A 16,734-nucleotide genomic window follows, 5' to 3' on the forward strand; every position below is an offset into this window, starting at 1 on the left:
TTAATGCTCCCTTGCAGCTAGTGCTGTCACACGGCTAAATGCCTTTCCACTACGAATAATATTAAGTGCGTGTTCGCTGTTTTCTTTTAAATCTTCATAACCATTAATGCGCAATAACATAGCAACATTGGCAGCAACGGCAGCTTCATGAGCGGCTTGACCGTGACCTTGTAATAATTGAGTGAGTAAGATGCGGTTTTCGTCCGGCGTACCGCCTTCTAAATCTTTCAATTGATACGGTGCTAACCCAAAATCCTCAGCGGTGAGGATATATTGGTGTACCTCACCATTTTTTAGCTCAGCAACGTGGGTGGGTGCATGTAATGAAACTTCATCCATCCCTCCACTGTGTACCACAGCTGCACGTGTAAACCCAAGCATTTGCATTGTTTTTGCTACAGGTTCTACAAGAGAATCTTGGTAAACACCGACCAATGATAAAGGTGGTCGAGCAGGGTTAATCAATGGACCCAGAACATTAAATAGCGTTCGCGTTTTTAATTGAGTTCGTACCGGCGCGGCATGACGAAAACCACTGTGGTATTGCGGTGCGAATAAGAAACAAATACCTAATTCATCCAGTGCATCGCGAGCACTCTGTGCACTTAAATCTAACGCGATCCCAAATGCAGCTAATAGATCCGATGAACCTGAGCGGCTGGAGACGCTGCGATTACCGTGTTTTGCTACTTTAATTCCACACTCTGCGGCAACAAATGCGCTCGCTGTTGAGATGTTGATGCTGTTTGCACCATCGCCACCGGTACCAACGATATCGCTGAATAGGTAATCAGGACGAGGAAACGGCTGCGCATTTTCTAAGCAGGCTAATGCAGCACCTGCAATTTCTTGTGGTTGTTCACCACGCATTTTCATGCTGATTAATACGGCGGCCAATTGGGCCTCAGTCAGTTCACCCTGAATAATGGCGTTAAATAAATACTGGCTCTCTTGCTGTGTTAATGCTTGAGCTTTAAATAATTTGTCATAAATATTTTGCATGATTGGCTCTCTCTGTCCCATTAGTGCGAATGTGATGTTGTTTTCTTGGGGGTAGAAAGAGCCCACGCCACCGTATTTTCTAACAACTGCTTTCCTTGTGTGGTTAAGATAGATTCCGGATGAAATTGGAACCCGCACACTCGCTGTTCATCATTACGTACTGCCATAACCATGCCATTGGATTGTGCACAGATGGTTAATGCCTCTGGGATCTGACTTCCGACTAAGGAGTGATAACGTGCCACTGAAATTGGATTTTCTAATCCTGCAAACATAGCTTGTTCATCATGAGTTGCCATAGAAGCTTTGCCATGTAAGATTTCTCCTGCGGGAGAGACCAATCCGCCATAAGCTTCCACTATCGCTTGATGCCCTAAGCAAATCCCAATAACTGGGATAGTGCCTTTTACTTTATGTAAGACTTCCGGCATACAGCCTGCTTCACTTGGTTTTCCCGGACCTGGCGATAGCACAAGAATGGGATTTTCCAATGTCTTCAGTACCGTTAAAATATGCTCAGCACAAACGGTGTTACGGTAAATAACCACTTGATGACCGCTAGCACGTAATTGATCTACAAGGTTATAAGTAAAGGAGTCAACGTTATCGAGCAGTAAGATATTTGCCATTAGAATAACTCCTCAACTTGATGGGCTTGGGCAATAGCTCTGATCACCGCACGTGCTTTATTTCGGGTTTCATCCGCTTCTGCTTGTGGGGAAGAATCCAGCACGACACCACCGCCTGCTTGTACAGTCGCCACACCATTTTCGACATAAGCTGAGCGGATCACGATGCAGGTATCAAAATCACCTTTACCATTAAAGTAGCCCACTGCACCGCCGTAGGAGCCACGACGCTCTTGCTCACACAGTGCAATTAATTGCATCGCTTTTACCTTTGGTGCACCAGTGAGTGTGCCCATATTCATACAGGCTTGATAAGCATGAAAAACATCTAAATCGTGACGTAATGTGCCAACAACATGGGAAACTAAATGCATGACAAAAGAGTAGCGATCAACTTTGGTCAAATTGTCGACATAGCGGCTACCAGCTTCACAAATTCGAGCTAAATCATTACGGGCTAAGTCCACCAACATAATGTGTTCAGCCAACTCTTTTTCATCGGTGCGCATTGCCAACTCGATACGGCTATCTAAATCTAAATCAATTTCGCCCAGAGCATTACGACCGCGAGGACGAGTACCCGCAATAGGGTAAATTTCAACAAGACGCGTTTGGGTGTTATATTTTAGTGCGCTTTCAGGAGAGGCGCCGAACAGAGTGAAATCGTTGTCTTGCATATAAAACATATATGGGCTAGGGTTTTGCGCCTTGAGTTTTTGGTAAGCGATTAGGGGCTCTGCACAAGGCATACTGAATTTACGTGATGGTACAACTTGGAAAATATCACCGCGATAAATGGCTTCTTTGAGTGTATTCACTACAGTGCGGTACTCATCATCTTCTTTATTGGTGGTGACAGAAAAAGTTGATTTTTCACCTAATGGTAAAGCGGGTAAAAAAGGGCGGCACAAAGCAATAATCTGGCTGTGACGCTGGTGGATGTTTTCGATAGTTGCCGGGTCATGGGTGAACATTAGCGTTTTTAGGCGGGCGGCTTGGTTCTGATGGTCGATCACTAAATAGTGTTCGGCGACAAAAAAACAAAAATCTGGACATTGATTTGTCGCTTTAACCTCCGGCAATGCTTCAAAGTTAGCAACCAGGTCATAAGCAAATAAACCGCCCATAAATAGCATTTCAGGTTTGGTCAAATAAGCTTGCGCTAAAGCAGGTAATGCCCGTAAGACATCAAGGCATGATGCGCTTTTCAGACGATTATCTTCATCAAGTTGATTATCTGGTGAGGAAAATGAGACCGTCAAGTGGTCAGCACAGATTTCAGCGCTTGCCATGTGATCAGCTAATTGATCTTGGATTAATGGCAGCAATGCTTGGCCATTTTCAGTTAAGGCTTCAATTTCTACGCGTTGACCAAACGCACGGATACGTAGGGCGCTATCAACAATCAGCAAGCTTTGAAGATTCGCTTTATTTGTCACTTCTGCTGATTCTAATAACATAGAGGCAGGCTTATTCTGGCATAAGTGATTAAATAGCAACGTTGGATCCGGTTGATAGTTTATTGGGCTATCCAGATGATTAAAATGTGCTAATGTTGTGTTTTGTTTATTCATTTTCTTGCCTTAAGCTAATTTTAGACATAAAAAAACCCGTCAGTTGAGGACGGGTTAGGCACTGAGGCATTAATAATCTATGCGTGTGCGGCTTCCGCCCAATTTGGGAAGTCGCGCCACCAACGATTTGATAAATTTAATACGCTCATAGAATGCCTCACTGGATAACTAAATTGATTTTAATCTTAACTAATCTTGCGTACTAGTAAACTGGATCGCGATGATTGTGTCAACCGCTATTTGTATTTATTTTAAATTTTCGTTAATTCGAAAATGGAGACGATAAAATTATGTCGCAAGAGTCGACGTCAATACTGACTCGCTATGACTTACATAGCCATACGAACGCTTCAGATGGAGATCTAACCCCCGCTGAGCTGGTCGAGCGTGCGATACAAATGGGAGTCAACATTTTATCCATTACTGACCACGATACTTGCGACGGCTTAATTGAGGCAAGAAATTATGTCGCAGAAACTCAACGCCCGTTGACGTTGGTCAATGGTGTAGAGCTTTCCACATTGTGGGAAAATATTGAAATTCATATTGTAGGTTTAAATTTTTCACCTTCGCATACGGCGATGGCGTCTTTACTAAATGCTCAATCTCAACGCCGATTAGAGCGTGGAGTTGAAATGGGGCGTCGATTACAAAAAGCAGGTATTGAAGATGCATGGGAAAATGCCCAAGCACTTTCTGGTGGAGGGCAGGTAACACGCGCCCATTTTGCACAATATATTGTTAAAATTGGCAAAGAAAAAACCATTAATAATGTATTTAAACGCTACCTTTCCAAAGGAAAAACCGGATATGTACCTGCGCAGTGGTGCAGTATTCAAGACTCTATAGACGCTATTCATGCTGCGGGCGGGGTCGCTGTGCTCGCACATCCATCAAAATATCAGCTGTCTAATAAGTGGCTTAAACGGTTAATTGCACATTTTAAAGAGTGTGGCGGGGATGCCATGGAGGTATCTCATTGCCAACAGCCAGCGAATGAAAAACGGTTTTTAGGTGAGTTAGCCTTGTCTGCGGAGTTAAAAACATCTGTTGGTTCAGATTTCCATCGACCTTGTTCTTGGATTGAGATTGGGCGTAATTTATGGTTACCCGATGATGAACAAGCCGTTTGGACACTTTGGGATCAGATAAAAACCGCATAATCATCTGAATATCGCCTAATTTATTGATGGAACATAGATTGGGTGTAAAATAGTTCACATAAAAATTGTTTCGTTTAACCACTGCCATGATGGCAAATTGAATGTGCTGTGGTTGTATTATTTAGCAAGTAGATAGTGCCATTTTTAGGTCATTTACCGGATGATGCTGTCGATATTAAAGATCAGAGGTCACTATGAGCCAGTTTTTTTATATCCATCCGGACAATCCACAGGCGAGGTTGATCAGCCAAAGTGTTGATATCTTGAATAAAGGTGGAGTTGTCGTTTATCCAACAGATTCAGGTTACGCCATTGGTTGTCGTTTAGAAGACAAAGATGCCCTTCAACGTATTTGCCGTATCCGTCAATTGGATGCGAACCATAACTTTACATTAATGTGTCGTGACCTCTCGGAAATATCAAACTATGCCCATGTTGACAACACGGTATTTAGATTGATTAAAAATAATACGCCGGGTAACTATACGTTTATCCTGAAAGGCACAAAAGAAGTCCCTCGCCGTTTGATGAACGAAAAGAAAAAAACCATTGGTTTACGCGTACCATCCAACCCAATTGCCCGTGATTTATTAGAAGCGGTTGGTGAACCATTAATGTCGACGAGCTTAATTTTGCCGGGGGATGATTTTACGCAATCTGATCCTGAAGAAATTCGTGACTTACTCGATAAACAAGTGGATTTAGTGATCCACGGTGGTTATATCGGGCAAAAACCAACAACAGTCATTGATTTTACTGATGATGTTCCAGTTGTTGTCCGTGTCGGAACTGGGGACCCAACCCCGTTTGAATAAGCCCAGTTAAGCCGAAGATTAGTAATAGGGGATTAAGATAAACCTGTGTATAATGCGCAGGTTTTCAAATTCATCACTTTTTGCTGATTGAGCGAGAAGTTATTTGACGCCTGTGAAGGCGACAACTGAGGATCTTATGAGTTCTAAACCGCAACAAACTGAAAAATTACAAAAAATTCTTGCCCGCTCTGGGCATGGTTCCCGCCGAGAAATTGAGGGCTTCCTGAAAGAAGGCCGCATTAGTGTCGATGGTAAAATGGCCACATTAGGTGACCGAGTTGAAGTTACAACATCAACTAAAATTCGTCTTGATGGTCGCCTATTAACAATCAGAGAGCCAGAAAAAGACATTTGTCGTGTAATGGCATATTACAAACCTGAAGGGGAATTGTGTACACGCCATGACCCTGAAGGTCGTCCAACGGTATTTACGCGTTTACCAAAATTAACTGGAGCACGTTGGATTGCTGTGGGTCGTTTGGATGTGAATACAAGTGGATTACTGTTATTCACGACGGATGGTGAATTAGCTAACCGTTTAATGCATCCAAGCCGTGAAGTTGAGCGTGAATATGCAGTACGCGTATTCGGTGAAATCACGGATGCAAAAATTCGCCAGTTAACCATGGGCGTCCAGTTAGAAGATGGTCCAGCCTCATTTAAAACGGTTTCATTCCGTGGTGGTGAGGGAATGAACCAATGGTATAACGTGACATTAACTGAGGGACGTAACCGTGAAGTTCGTCGCCTATGGGAAGCGGTTGGTGTGCAAGTTAGCCGATTAATTCGTGTTCGCTATGGTGATATTGACCTACCAAAAGGCTTGCCGCGGGGTGGTTGGACAGAGTTAGGATTAGAGCAAACTAACTATTTAAGAGAGTTAGTTGGTTTGTCTGTTGAAACTGAAAGTAAAGTTGCCGTTGAGCGAGATCAACGTCGACTCAAAGCTAATCAGATTCGCCGTGCAGTAAAAAGACATACTCAAGTCGCATCGCGTCCAGCATCAAAACGACAAGCTTCTCGACCTACGGCCAAAAAACGTACTCGAGCTTAATTAAATCGTTTTTGAAATATTATGAAGGCTATGGTGATTACCATAGCTTTTTTTATGCCTTAATTTAACCTGATTAGGTTGAATAATGATCTTATTTGGCTTATGTATTCATTTGTTTTATTTAAAAACAATAAAAGAAAATAAATTACTAATACTAATTATCTGTTTCAATGAAATAAATTGAATGACTTTTTTATATATCTAATGCTGCGGAATTATACATTGTAGTTATTAGCGTTTGAATTAAATAGGGGATTGTTAATTTTAATCGGGTTTTGTCACAAAGTTGCATTTTTATTTTGTTAAAACTACGTATTTAATATATTTTTAACAAAGCTCAATTATCAAAAGGTTCTAAGACTTCATGCAATGTTTAAAATCAGCAAAATGGCTGGCATTATTCAGTCTTGGTACAACCAGTTGCGATGTACACCAACCCTCAGTATCTGAAAATGGGCGATTTTTTTACGCTAATGAATCCTCTGATAATTATAGTTTCTTACTTGATGATAAACCCGCGGTTATTCCTAAATATACAGTAGGCAGTGTGATGCTAAAGCCGGGATTACATTCAATGGCCATAAACGGAGGTAAAGTTATTCATTTTATGGTTTACCCTGGAAATAAAGGGGGAATATTAAATCCTCAAAGAAATTTTTATTACACTTATAATTTTATTTATGGAAATAATGGAATTTCATCTATCTATCATTTAACAGTTCAAGAATTAGTGGTTGGGGATTATTTATTAAAAGGCAGATTACATAGCAGCAATAGCTATGTTATCGATAATAATGTTTTTAATTGTGATTATCCCATAGGGACAAAAATTCCGGAAAATTTAGATTCATCAACTACTGTGAGTAAAGTTAAAACAAAATGTTTCTCTCGAGAAGAATTAATAAAAAATCTTACAGAAGGTGAGATATTTATATCCCAGATGCTAGCGAGAAAAGGTGTTTTTTCACGAGATGAATCCGTTACATTATCATTCGAATATCCGTTAAATCGTCCAGATTTTCGAGATGAGAATATTCAGCATTATGCGGATAATATGATGGAAATTGTTAAGGTGTATCGTGAGTCTACAAACCCAAGCCAAAAGCAGGATTTTTATAATCAATATCATACGATAGTCTTAAAAATGGTAGAGATTTATGATAAGTGGGGAAGTGACGGTGTCTGTGTTGAAGAAAAACAAAAATATGAGGATTTTATGGTACAAACACGTGCAATTTTTAGTGCAGGCACATTAATTCAACAATAATGATAGCGATTATTGTGTTATATGCCTGAACTGAGGATAAGTTACCAATCAATACCTTTTTGAGCTTTAATTCCTGCATCAAAAGCGTGTTTTACTGGGCGCATTTCTGTCACTGTATCTGCAAAATCTAGCAATTCCCGATGGCAAGCTCGGCCTGTAATAATCACTGACTGATTTTCTGGTCGAAGCGTTAATGCATTAATAACGTCAGAAATAGGAAGATAATGATAACTCACCATATACGTGAGTTCATCGAGGGCCACTAAGTCATATTGTGGGTCTTGCAGCAGCTGTAATGCATTGTGCCATGTTTCTAAACAGGCTTGTGTATCTGTTTGCTTATTTTGAGTTTCCCATGTAAACCCTGTCGCCATTACATGAAATGGTACGCCTAAAGGTTCAAGAATATTGCGCTCACCGTTATCCCAATTCCCTTTAATGAATTGGACAACGGCGGCTTTTTTTCCATGACCGATTGCACGACATACCGTACCAAATGCTGCCGTTGTTTTACCTTTACCATTTCCCGTATAGACAATGACAATGCCGCGTTCCAGTTGCGCAGCTTCAATACGTTCGTCAACTTTTTGCTTCAAACGCTGTTGACGTTCGCCATGTCGGTCTTGGCTCATTGTTTACTCCGCTTTAATTGGCTTCAGGCTAGGTTGTGCATCTACGCTTGCGCCTGTTTGACCTAAACTATCATCACCCATTAAATAAAGGTAGGTTGGCATAATATCGGCTGGTGTTTTTAATGTTGTTGGATCTTCATTAGGGGCAGCACCAGCGCGCATTGCTGTACGGGTCCGTCCTGGATTAATGCAATTAACACGTAAGGTTGAATCTTTATACTCATCCGCTAATACTTGCATTAAACCTTCTGTGGCAAACTTAGATACGGCATAAGCGCCCCAATTAGCTCGCCCTTGTTTTCCTACACTCGAACTGGTGAAAATTAATGAAGCCTGTGGTGCTTTGAGTAATAAAGGAAGCAATGCTTGCGTTAACATAAAGCCTGCATTGACGTTGATCTGCATGACATCATGCCAAATGTGGGGAGGTTGTTCTGTTATTGGTGCAATGACACCAAGTGCTCCAGCACTGTGTAATACACCATCAAGATGAGAATGTTGTTTTGCGATATTGCTGGCGATAGTTTGACAATCTTCGCTGGTCGCATTAAGTAAGTCAATCAGGTGAGTTTCAGCCGTTTTTCCTGTTAAATCAAAAATATGTTTTTTCACAGCATCTAATTTTTGTGGGTTTCTGCCCAATAAGATTACTGAGGCGCCAAAGCGTGCATAAGTTAATGCCGCTTCTTGACCTATACCATCAGTCGCGCCGGTAATTAAGATAGTTTTACCATTTAAAAGATCTTGTCTAGGCTGATAATGAGGCATATTTTTTCCTATCGTATTTATTCGCGGTGATAGTTATCATCGCTGGGATTACATAGATAGCCCAATTTAACACATTTATTTAACTTCGGTGGTCGCTCGTCATTGTTTTTTTACTGGTTGTTTGTGACTAATCATGCGATTATTTTTTAGTTAGCGTTAAATATTAGAAGGATCAACTTGTGGAGTATTTCTCTTTGTACGGACTGTTTTTAGCAAAAGTAGTCACTATCGTGGTTGCGATTGTCGTGCTAGCGGTGTTTGTTTTTGGTGTGGGCATGAGACGCCAAGGGAGTAAAGGTGCCTTAAAAATCACTGATTTGGGCGAAGGCTATCGTGAGCGTCAGCGTCAAATGCAACAGACCAAAATGAATGACTCAGAGCAAAAAGCTTGGGCTAAGGCATTTAAAAAACAGCAAAAGGCAAAATCGAAAAATGAAAAAGCAGGGGCTAAAGTCGGGCAATCATCCGTTAAAAAGCCTTGTTTATATGTCTTAGACTTTAAAGGAAGCATGGATGCCCGTGAAGTTAGCTCTTTACGTGAAGAAATCAGTGCAATTCTGGCAGTTGCAGATCAGCAAGATGAAGTTTTACTTCGATTAGAAAGCCCTGGTGGTTTAGTGCATGGTTATGGTTTGGCGGCATCACAATTAATGCGCCTTAAAGAGAAAAATATTTCTCTTACTATTGCAGTGGACAAGGTTGCTGCAAGTGGCGGTTATATGATGGCGTGTATTGCCAATAAAATTGTCGCTGCACCATTTTCTATTATTGGCTCAATTGGCGTTGTTGCTCAAGTTCCGAATATTCATCGTTTACTAAAAAAACATGATGTTGATGTTGAATTGCACACTGCGGGTGAATATAAACGTACATTAACCATGTTAGGTGAAAATACAGAACAAGGGCGTAAGAAATTTGTTGAAGATTTAAATTCAACCCACGAACTATTTAAAGATTTCGTCCATCAAAATCGTCCGTCTCTTGATATTGCTGCGGTAGCAACAGGGGAATACTGGTATGGAACTCAAGCCTTAGAAAAAGGCTTAGTGGATGAAATTGGTGTCAGTGATGATCTGATTATTAATGCTATCGAAACTAAAGAGATTATTAGTGTTCGCTATGTCTTAAGTAAAAAGATGGTTGAGCGTTTTACTAGCAGCGCGGCAGAAAGCGCAGATAAGCTTTTATTACGCTGGTGGCAAAGAGGGCAAAAGCCACTATTGTAATTATCAGAATACATTTGTCATCATCAGATAATTGTTACCAATATTTTATTTTGGACTAACATTAAAAATACCGGCTCATAATATAGCCGGTATTTTTTGGTCATTACTCTGGGTCATTGAGTCGATATTTTTCCGAGAATAGATGGGTTAGATGTTTGTACATGTTAAAAGCGGCTGCGCTTTTAAAGGAGGGGATCCCATTTTCATCGAGGAAAAACTCGCCTTTAAAAACTAAAACATCGCTATGCTGTTCAACGTTATCAACAAACATCCCATGAATGTAATCATCGTGGTTTTTAATGATATCGTTGGCTTTTTCAAGCAGTTCCTGTTTTGAAATGTATTGAATTTCATTGCTCATATTATCGCTCTCTTGAAAAAATAATTGGTTGCTTCTAGCATTTTATCAGGTAGAGTGTGTGGTTTTCAATGTGGCTAAACACCATTATATGGTTAAAATCAGTCAACTAGAGCAGTTTGTATGCTTTTTAGAATAATGTGGCTGACCTACAAAATTTGTTCAAACACAAATTATTGTACGAAAAAATATTGATATATTGTGATTATATCGCAATATAAAAAAGAGATTCTCATTTTGCGCATATGGATAGAAAATGCGCCATTGTTGATATTAGGTAAAGGTAAATATGGGTAAAGCTCTTGTTATAGTGGAGTCCCCGGCAAAAGCCAAAACGATCAATAAGTATCTTGGCAGTGGCTACGTTGTGAAAAGCAGCGTTGGTCACATTCGTGATCTGCCGAAAAGCGGCTCTGGTTCACAATCCGGCTCACAAAAGAGTACAGACTCATCTACCGATAAAGCAAAAGATAAAACAAAGAAAGTCAAAAAAGATCCTCAAGAAGCGTTAGTAAAACGCATGGGGATCGATCCTTATCATGGGTGGAAAGCGAATTATCAAATTCTACCGGGTAAGGAAAAAGTCGTTTCTGAATTACAATCTTTAGCTGAAAATGCAGACCACATCTACCTCGCGACGGATCTTGACCGCGAAGGGGAAGCGATTGCATGGCATTTACGTGAAGTTATCGGCGGTGATGACTCGCGCTTTAGTCGCGTAGTCTTTAACGAAATTACCAAAAACGCAATTACTCAGGCATTTGACAGCCCTGGCGAATTAAACATCGACAGAGTTAATGCGCAACAAGCTCGTCGCTTTATGGACCGTGTCGTCGGTTATATGGTCTCTCCATTATTATGGAAAAAAGTGGCTCGAGGTCTTTCTGCTGGGCGTGTTCAATCCGTTGCGGTGAGATTAATTGTTGAACGTGAGCGCGAAATTAAAGCTTTTGTTCCTGAAGAGTATTGGGAACTTCATGCTGATTTAGCGGATAACGCGGCAATAAACCTGCGAATGGAAGTGACTTCTCAGTCAGGTAAAGCATTCAAGCCAGTTAATAAAGTACAAACTGAATCAGCAGTTAAATTGCTAGAAAAAGCGCGTTTTCAGGTTATTGACCGTGAAGACAAGCCGACTTCAAGTAAGCCAAGCGCACCATTTATTACGTCCACACTTCAGCAGGCTGCGAGTACGCGCTTAAGCTTTGGTGTGAAGAAAACCATGATGATGGCTCAGCGTCTCTATGAAGCGGGTTATATCACCTATATGCGTACTGACTCAACTAACTTGAGCCAAGATGCAGTAAACATGGTTCGTGGGTATATTTCTGACAATTTTGGTGAGCAATATTTGCCAAAAGATGCCAACGTTTATACCAGCAAAGATAACTCTCAAGAAGCGCACGAAGCGATTCGTCCATCCAGTGTCGATGTTTTACCTGACTCACTGAAAGATATGGAAAATGATGCTAAGCGCCTGTATCAGCTGATTTGGAATCAATTTGTTGCTTGTCAAATGACACCGGCAAAATATGATTCGACGACGCTAACAGTAAAAGCTGGGGATTTTGAACTAAAAGCTAAAGGGCGCACATTACGTTTTGATGGTTGGACGAGAGTCATGCCAGCACTACGTAAAAATGATGAAGATAAAACCTTACCGCCTATTCAGGTTGGTTCTGAACTATCTCTGCTGGAATTATTACCAAGCCAGCACTTTACTAAACCACCAGCACGTTTTAGTGAAGCTTCATTAGTTAAAGAATTAGAAAAACGTGGAATTGGTCGTCCATCGACTTATGCGGCGATTATCTCAACTATCCAAGATCGTGGTTACGTTAAAGTTGAAAACCGTCGTTTCTATGCAGAAAAAATGGGTGAGATTGTCACGGATCGTTTAGAAGAAAACTTCAGCGACCTGATGAACTACGACTTTACTGCACGAATGGAAAACCAGCTGGACCACGTAGCGAATCATGAAGCTGAGTGGAAAACGGTCTTAGATGAGTTTTTCTCTGACTTTAGCAAGCAGCTAGATGTTGCAGAAAAAGATCCTGAAGAAGGTGGAATGCGTACTAACCCAATGGTTATCACATCAATTATTTGTCCTGATTGTGAGCGTCATATGGGAATTCGTACTGCATCTACAGGGGTGTTTTTAGGCTGTTCTGGTTATGCATTGCCACCAAAAGAGCGCTGCAAGAAAACGATTAATCTGATCCCAGAAGATGAAGTTCTGAATATTCTCGAGGGTGATGATGCCGAAACCAATGCATTAAGAGCGAAACGCCGTTGTCCAAAATGTGGTACAGCGATGGACAGCTATCTCATCGATAATGGTCGTAAACTCCATGTTTGTGGTAACAACCCAGCATGTGAAGGTTATGAAATCGAAGAGGGCGAGTTCCGCATCAAAGGTTACGATGGTCCGGTGATTGAGTGCGACAAATGTGGTTCTGAAATGCACCTGAAAATGGGGCGTTTTGGTAAATACATGGGTTGTACCAATGACGAGTGTAAAAATACACGTAAGATCTTAAGAAGTGGTGAGATTGCGCCGCCGAAAGAAGACCCGGTACCGCTACCAGAGTTACCTTGTGAAAAATCGGATGCATATTTCGTACTGCGCGATGGTGCAGCTGGCGTTTTCCTTGCCGCGAATACGTTCCCTAAATCACGGGAAACTCGTGCACCATTAGTTGCTGAGCTGCAACGTTTTAAAGATCGCTTACCTGAGAAATTAGCGTATTTGGCCGATGCGCCAGCGCAAGATCCGGAAGGTAATCCAACAGTGGTTCGCTTTAGTCGTAAGACGAAACAACAATATGTTTCTTCAGAGAAAGACGGTAAGGCGACAGGTTGGAGTGCGTTTTATGTTGATGGTGGATGGAAAGCCAAAGAATAGTTTTTATTCTTCATACTTTGCACTGTAGCGGCGTTGGCTACACTCGCTAACCCTAGTCACATACTTGTGTATGCTCCTAGGGATTAGCTCGATTGCCGCCTTGCTACAGTACAAATTATTTTGAATAAATATATTCGTCATATTTCACGTGATATCCGCGCTAGCCGCCTTGTTCTAACGCGAACTATTTAGAATAAATTTTGGGAATTTTGTTACGAAGTTCAAAACACGAAACTCAAAGCTAGAATCATTATAGAAGAGTCCTCAGGGCTCTTTTTTTATGCATAATCCGACAGTTATCACATAACAAAAGCAGTAATCGCCCATTGCCATTTATTTATTATGCTAACGTTTAGGTTAAGGGTAATAATCACAGTAAATGACTGGAGGCGGTATGAAGTTCAAGTTATGTTTATTAGCTGCATTATTGACGACTAGTGCGGCGTATGCGGCACAAACTACGGTAGCGCTGAAAGAAGCGACAGCTAAAGGTGACGGTAAAGCCATTGGTGAAGTCGTCATTTCTGAAACCGAGTATGGTTTGCTTTTCACCCCTACATTATTTGGCTTGCAAGCAGGTGGAGTGCATGGCTTTCATGTTCACGAAAATCCAAGTTGTGAACCGGGTGAAAAAGACGGTAAAACTGTTCCTGCACTTAAAGCAGGAGGACATTTAGATCCAGCCAAAACAGGTATACACAAAGGGCCTTATGATAAAACTGGACACCTTGGTGATTTACCGGGTTTAGTCGTTGATAGCAAAGGTAATGCGACTTACAGTGTGTTAGCGCCAAAATTAAAATCCCTGAAAGATATCCAAAATCGTGCATTGATGGTGCATGCGGGTGGGGATAATTATTCGGATCATCCAGAGGTTCTTGGCGGTGGTGGAGCAAGGATGGCTTGCGGCATTATTCCTTCGTCATAATTCGCACTGTAGCTGTGTTGGCTACACTCGCTAACCCTAGTCACATATTATGTATGCTTCTAGGGATTAGCATGCTTGCCGCCTTGTTCTAACGCGAATTATTTAGAATAAATGGTTATTCAATACGTTGTAAAAAGGCGCTGAAACTAGCGCCTTTGTTTTATATATTTGCAATTTTAAACTACCAAATCTTAATACGCTTTTCTGGGGCGAGGTAAAGAGCATTATCCTTATCAACGCCGAAAGTGGTGTACCAATCATCGATATTGCGCACAACTCCATTAGCACGGAATTGGTTTGGGCTGTGTGGATCGGTTAGGATTTTATTGCGCTCAGACTCTTTATTAGACAACTCTTGCCAAGTTCTAGCCCATGAAATGAAGAAACGCTGTAATCCTGTTGTACCGTCAATAATTGGTGGTTCACCATTAGGATAATTTTCTTTAGCGAATTGCTTATAGGCGCTCAAGGCAATATTTAACCCGCCCAAGTCACCGATATTCTCACCAAGGGTTAATTCACCATTAACTTTTTGTCCATCCACCGCAAATCCATTGTATTGGTCGACCAACTTTGCAGTTTTTTCTTTAAAGTGAGCTTTAGCACTGTTGCTCCACCAGTTACGTAACTGGCCCGTACCATCATATAAGCTACCTTGATCATCAAAACCATGTCCCATTTCATGACCAATCACTGCGCCAATTGCGCCATAGTTATAGGCAGGGTCGACATTTGGGTCAAAGAATGGTGCTTGTAAAATAGCGGCAGGGAAAACAATTTCATTCTGGACTGGATTGAAATAGGCATTGACAGTTTGTGGTGTCATTCCCCATTCCCACTGACGGACTGGTTGACCAAGTTTACTCATCGCATCGTTATAGGACCAAGCTTCAACTTGCTTATAGTTATCGAGTAGAGCATTTGGCTTCAAATTAATGCTACTAAAATCATTCCATTTTTCGGGGTAACCCACTTTAACCGTAAATTGCTCCAATTTTTTCAACGCTTCTTGGCGAGTTTGTTCATCCATCCAATCATTATCTTTCAAGCGGGAATTAAAGGTACCGCGAACATAGCTCACCAGATCGTTAATTTTCTCTTTAGACTGAGGATTGAAATATTTCTCAACATAAATTTGACCTAATGGTTCACCTTGCAAAGAATTAACCGTTTGAATAGCGCGTTCTTGGCGAGTACGTTGCTTCTCAATACCATTAAGTTTTTTCGAGTAAAAATCAAAACGGGCATCGGAAAGGGCTTGATTTAGATAGCCTGCATGGTCACTGACATATTGGAATGTAAGATAATCCTTTAAGACAGAAACAGGCGTTTTTGCGAAAATTTGCGCAGTTTTTTCGACTGCCGTATCATTTTCAACAACAACTTTAGCTAACTGTTGGTCACTTAATTTCCAATGTTGGATAAAATTATTCCACTCAAAACCCGTGGTGAATTTTTTCATCTCAGATAGAGTCATTGGGTGGTAATTTTTGATAGTATCCCGGCGCGCTTCAGGGCTCCAATGAACTTCAGCAATTGATTTTTCTAAATCGAAAATTTGTTGAGCCTTTTTCTTAACATCTTTCTCTCCTGCCAGCTTTAATATCGTCGCAATATAAGCAATATAGTTTTTGCGGATCTCTTTCATCTGTGGCGTATCATCAAGATAATAATTGCGGTTCGGTAAACCAAGCCCACCTTGCCCAATATAGAGCACATAGGTATCAGGGGCTTTTGCGTCCAAATCTACCCAATACGAAATCAATGAACTGTAACCAGGGCGAGTCATCAATTGACTAATATCATCATGGTTTTTGGCTTGAGCAATATCCTTTAAATCCCCTTTAATTGGGGATAAACCCGCCTTTTCGATACTTTTTTCATCCAGATAGCTTAGGTATAAATTACGAATATTACGTTGGTTATGGTTGAGTTGGTTATCGGGTATTTTTTGAAGTTCTTCAATGATGGCTTGAGTTTGTTTTTCTGTATTTAAATATAAATTTACGAATGAGTTAATGCGTGGCATCCCTGTTGGGATCTTGGCGTTATTAATCCAATCTTTATTCACATATTGGTAAAAATCATTTCCTGGCTGAATTGCATCAGATAACACAATTTTTTGCTGGCCGTAGGATAGCTCTTTGGCTAATAAGTGTGGTGCAAAGGATATGGTCGACATGCCAATTACCATGGCTAAGACTTTCATACGCATTGATAGAACCTCTTATTTAATCGAAATAGGGTAATTCATAACTAAAATATTAGTCTAAAGGGAAATAAAAAACGGCATATTTACCATTCAAGCATAGTTAAAGGGAAAAATAACCTGACTTTGCAATACCTTACTTGCTTATTACCTTTTTATACTCGCTAGATGAAATATTGTCATCATACTGTTTATTCCTCATAA

Annotated in this window: 12 protein-coding genes, 1 pseudogene and 1 other annotated feature; of the genes and pseudogenes, 7 read left to right on the top strand and 6 right to left on the bottom strand. The window is 40.8% G+C overall.

What is annotated here, in order from left to right:
- Together trpD and PROVRUST_RS01540 are read right to left on the bottom strand one after the other, a co-directional pair.
- Window positions 1–1,631, bottom strand: a pseudogene (trpD, locus tag PROVRUST_RS20085) (bifunctional anthranilate synthase glutamate amidotransferase component TrpG/anthranilate phosphoribosyltransferase TrpD).
- Window positions 1,631–3,205 (bottom strand): anthranilate synthase component 1, encoded by a 1,575-nt coding sequence (locus tag PROVRUST_RS01540; RefSeq protein ID WP_006812912.1) that lies wholly within the window; start codon window positions 3,203–3,205, stop codon window positions 1,631–1,633. The pseudogene trpD and the gene PROVRUST_RS01540 overlap by 1 nt, the downstream one beginning before the upstream one ends.
- Window positions 3,206–3,231: 26 nt before the next feature.
- Window positions 3,232–3,333, bottom strand: a sequence feature (Trp leader region).
- Window positions 3,334–3,495: 162 nt separating this feature from the next.
- On the opposite strand from PROVRUST_RS01540, the gene rnm reads away from it, so the two are divergent.
- The 4 genes from rnm to PROVRUST_RS01560 all read left to right on the top strand — a co-directional run bounded on the left by rnm (window position 3,496) and on the right by PROVRUST_RS01560 (window position 7,504).
- Window positions 3,496–4,368 (top strand): RNase RNM, encoded by an 873-nt coding sequence (gene rnm / locus PROVRUST_RS01545; protein ID WP_006812913.1) that lies wholly within the window; start codon window positions 3,496–3,498, stop codon window positions 4,366–4,368.
- A gap of 194 nt (window positions 4,369–4,562) precedes the next feature.
- Window positions 4,563–5,183, top strand: a complete 621-nt coding sequence (locus tag PROVRUST_RS01550) for an L-threonylcarbamoyladenylate synthase (RefSeq protein WP_006812914.1) — start codon at window positions 4,563–4,565, stop codon at window positions 5,181–5,183.
- 136 nt (window positions 5,184–5,319) lie between these two features.
- The gene (rluB, locus tag PROVRUST_RS01555) at window positions 5,320–6,237 is read left to right on the top strand and encodes a 23S rRNA pseudouridine(2605) synthase RluB (RefSeq protein ID WP_039854032.1); all 918 of its coding nucleotides are present in this window, start codon (window positions 5,320–5,322) and stop codon (window positions 6,235–6,237) included.
- A 364-nt stretch (window positions 6,238–6,601) separates the two neighbouring features.
- Window positions 6,602–7,504 (top strand): hypothetical protein, encoded by a 903-nt coding sequence (locus tag PROVRUST_RS01560; protein ID WP_006812916.1) that lies wholly within the window; start codon window positions 6,602–6,604, stop codon window positions 7,502–7,504.
- A gap of 41 nt (window positions 7,505–7,545) precedes the next feature.
- Here the strand turns inward: PROVRUST_RS01560 and cobO are convergent, their stop codons facing one another.
- Together cobO and PROVRUST_RS01570 are read right to left on the bottom strand one after the other, a co-directional pair.
- Complete coding sequence (cobO, locus tag PROVRUST_RS01565; RefSeq protein ID WP_006812917.1) at window positions 7,546–8,136, bottom strand: cob(I)yrinic acid a,c-diamide adenosyltransferase; 591 nt, start codon at window positions 8,134–8,136, stop codon at window positions 7,546–7,548.
- 3 nt (window positions 8,137–8,139) lie between these two features.
- Window positions 8,140–8,904 carry a YciK family oxidoreductase gene (locus tag PROVRUST_RS01570; protein ID WP_006812918.1) on the bottom strand — a complete coding sequence of 255 codons (765 nt, stop codon included), beginning with the start codon at window positions 8,902–8,904 and terminating at the stop codon, window positions 8,140–8,142.
- A 179-nt stretch (window positions 8,905–9,083) separates the two neighbouring features.
- Here PROVRUST_RS01570 and sohB point away from each other — a divergent pair, with 179 nt between their 5' ends.
- Window positions 9,084–10,130, top strand: coding sequence for a protease SohB (gene sohB / locus PROVRUST_RS01575; RefSeq protein ID WP_006812919.1), 1,047 nt, complete (start codon window positions 9,084–9,086; stop codon window positions 10,128–10,130).
- A gap of 103 nt (window positions 10,131–10,233) precedes the next feature.
- Here sohB and PROVRUST_RS01580 read toward each other — a convergent pair whose 3' ends face one another.
- Window positions 10,234–10,491, bottom strand: coding sequence for a DUF2498 family protein (locus PROVRUST_RS01580; RefSeq protein ID WP_006812920.1), 258 nt, complete (start codon window positions 10,489–10,491; stop codon window positions 10,234–10,236).
- A gap of 286 nt (window positions 10,492–10,777) precedes the next feature.
- Between PROVRUST_RS01580 and topA the strand changes: the two genes are divergently transcribed.
- Window positions 10,778–13,393: a type I DNA topoisomerase gene (gene topA, locus PROVRUST_RS01585; protein WP_006812921.1), complete on the top strand. Its 2,616-nt coding sequence runs from the start codon at window positions 10,778–10,780 to the stop codon at window positions 13,391–13,393.
- A 394-nt stretch (window positions 13,394–13,787) separates the two neighbouring features.
- The gene (gene sodC / locus PROVRUST_RS01590; protein WP_039854371.1) at window positions 13,788–14,321 is read left to right on the top strand and encodes a superoxide dismutase family protein; all 534 of its coding nucleotides are present in this window, start codon (window positions 13,788–13,790) and stop codon (window positions 14,319–14,321) included.
- A gap of 181 nt (window positions 14,322–14,502) precedes the next feature.
- Here the strand turns inward: sodC and PROVRUST_RS01595 are convergent, their stop codons facing one another.
- Window positions 14,503–16,536: a M13 family metallopeptidase gene (locus PROVRUST_RS01595; RefSeq protein ID WP_039854033.1), complete on the bottom strand. Its 2,034-nt coding sequence runs from the start codon at window positions 16,534–16,536 to the stop codon at window positions 14,503–14,505.
- Between the last annotated feature and the right edge of the window lie 198 nt (window positions 16,537–16,734).

The sequence above is a fragment of the Providencia rustigianii DSM 4541 genome, assembly GCF_000156395.1.
Lineage (GTDB): Bacteria > Pseudomonadota > Gammaproteobacteria > Enterobacterales > Enterobacteriaceae > Providencia > Providencia rustigianii.

What these genes read in the sequence shown, in the direction of transcription:
- topA (WP_006812921.1), top strand. Translation starts at nt 10,778, where the DNA reads ATGGGTAAAGCTCTTGTTATAGTGGAGTCCCCGGCAAAAGCCAAAACG.
- PROVRUST_RS01560 (WP_006812916.1), top strand. Translation starts at nt 6,602, where the DNA reads ATGCAATGTTTAAAATCAGCAAAATGGCTGGCATTATTCAGTCTTGGT.
- PROVRUST_RS01550 (WP_006812914.1), top strand. Translation starts at nt 4,563, where the DNA reads ATGAGCCAGTTTTTTTATATCCATCCGGACAATCCACAGGCGAGGTTG.
- rnm (WP_006812913.1), top strand. Translation starts at nt 3,496, where the DNA reads ATGTCGCAAGAGTCGACGTCAATACTGACTCGCTATGACTTACATAGC.
- PROVRUST_RS01570 (WP_006812918.1), bottom strand. Translation starts at nt 8,904, where the DNA reads ATGCCTCATTATCAGCCTAGACAAGATCTTTTAAATGGTAAAACTATC.
- cobO (WP_006812917.1), bottom strand. Translation starts at nt 8,136, where the DNA reads ATGAGCCAAGACCGACATGGCGAACGTCAACAGCGTTTGAAGCAAAAA.
- rluB (WP_039854032.1), top strand. Translation starts at nt 5,320, where the DNA reads ATGAGTTCTAAACCGCAACAAACTGAAAAATTACAAAAAATTCTTGCC.
- sodC (WP_039854371.1), top strand. Translation starts at nt 13,788, where the DNA reads ATGAAGTTCAAGTTATGTTTATTAGCTGCATTATTGACGACTAGTGCG.
- PROVRUST_RS01540 (WP_006812912.1), bottom strand. Translation starts at nt 3,205, where the DNA reads ATGAATAAACAAAACACAACATTAGCACATTTTAATCATCTGGATAGC.
- PROVRUST_RS01580 (WP_006812920.1), bottom strand. Translation starts at nt 10,491, where the DNA reads ATGAGCAATGAAATTCAATACATTTCAAAACAGGAACTGCTTGAAAAA.
- PROVRUST_RS01595 (WP_039854033.1), bottom strand. Translation starts at nt 16,536, where the DNA reads ATGCGTATGAAAGTCTTAGCCATGGTAATTGGCATGTCGACCATATCC.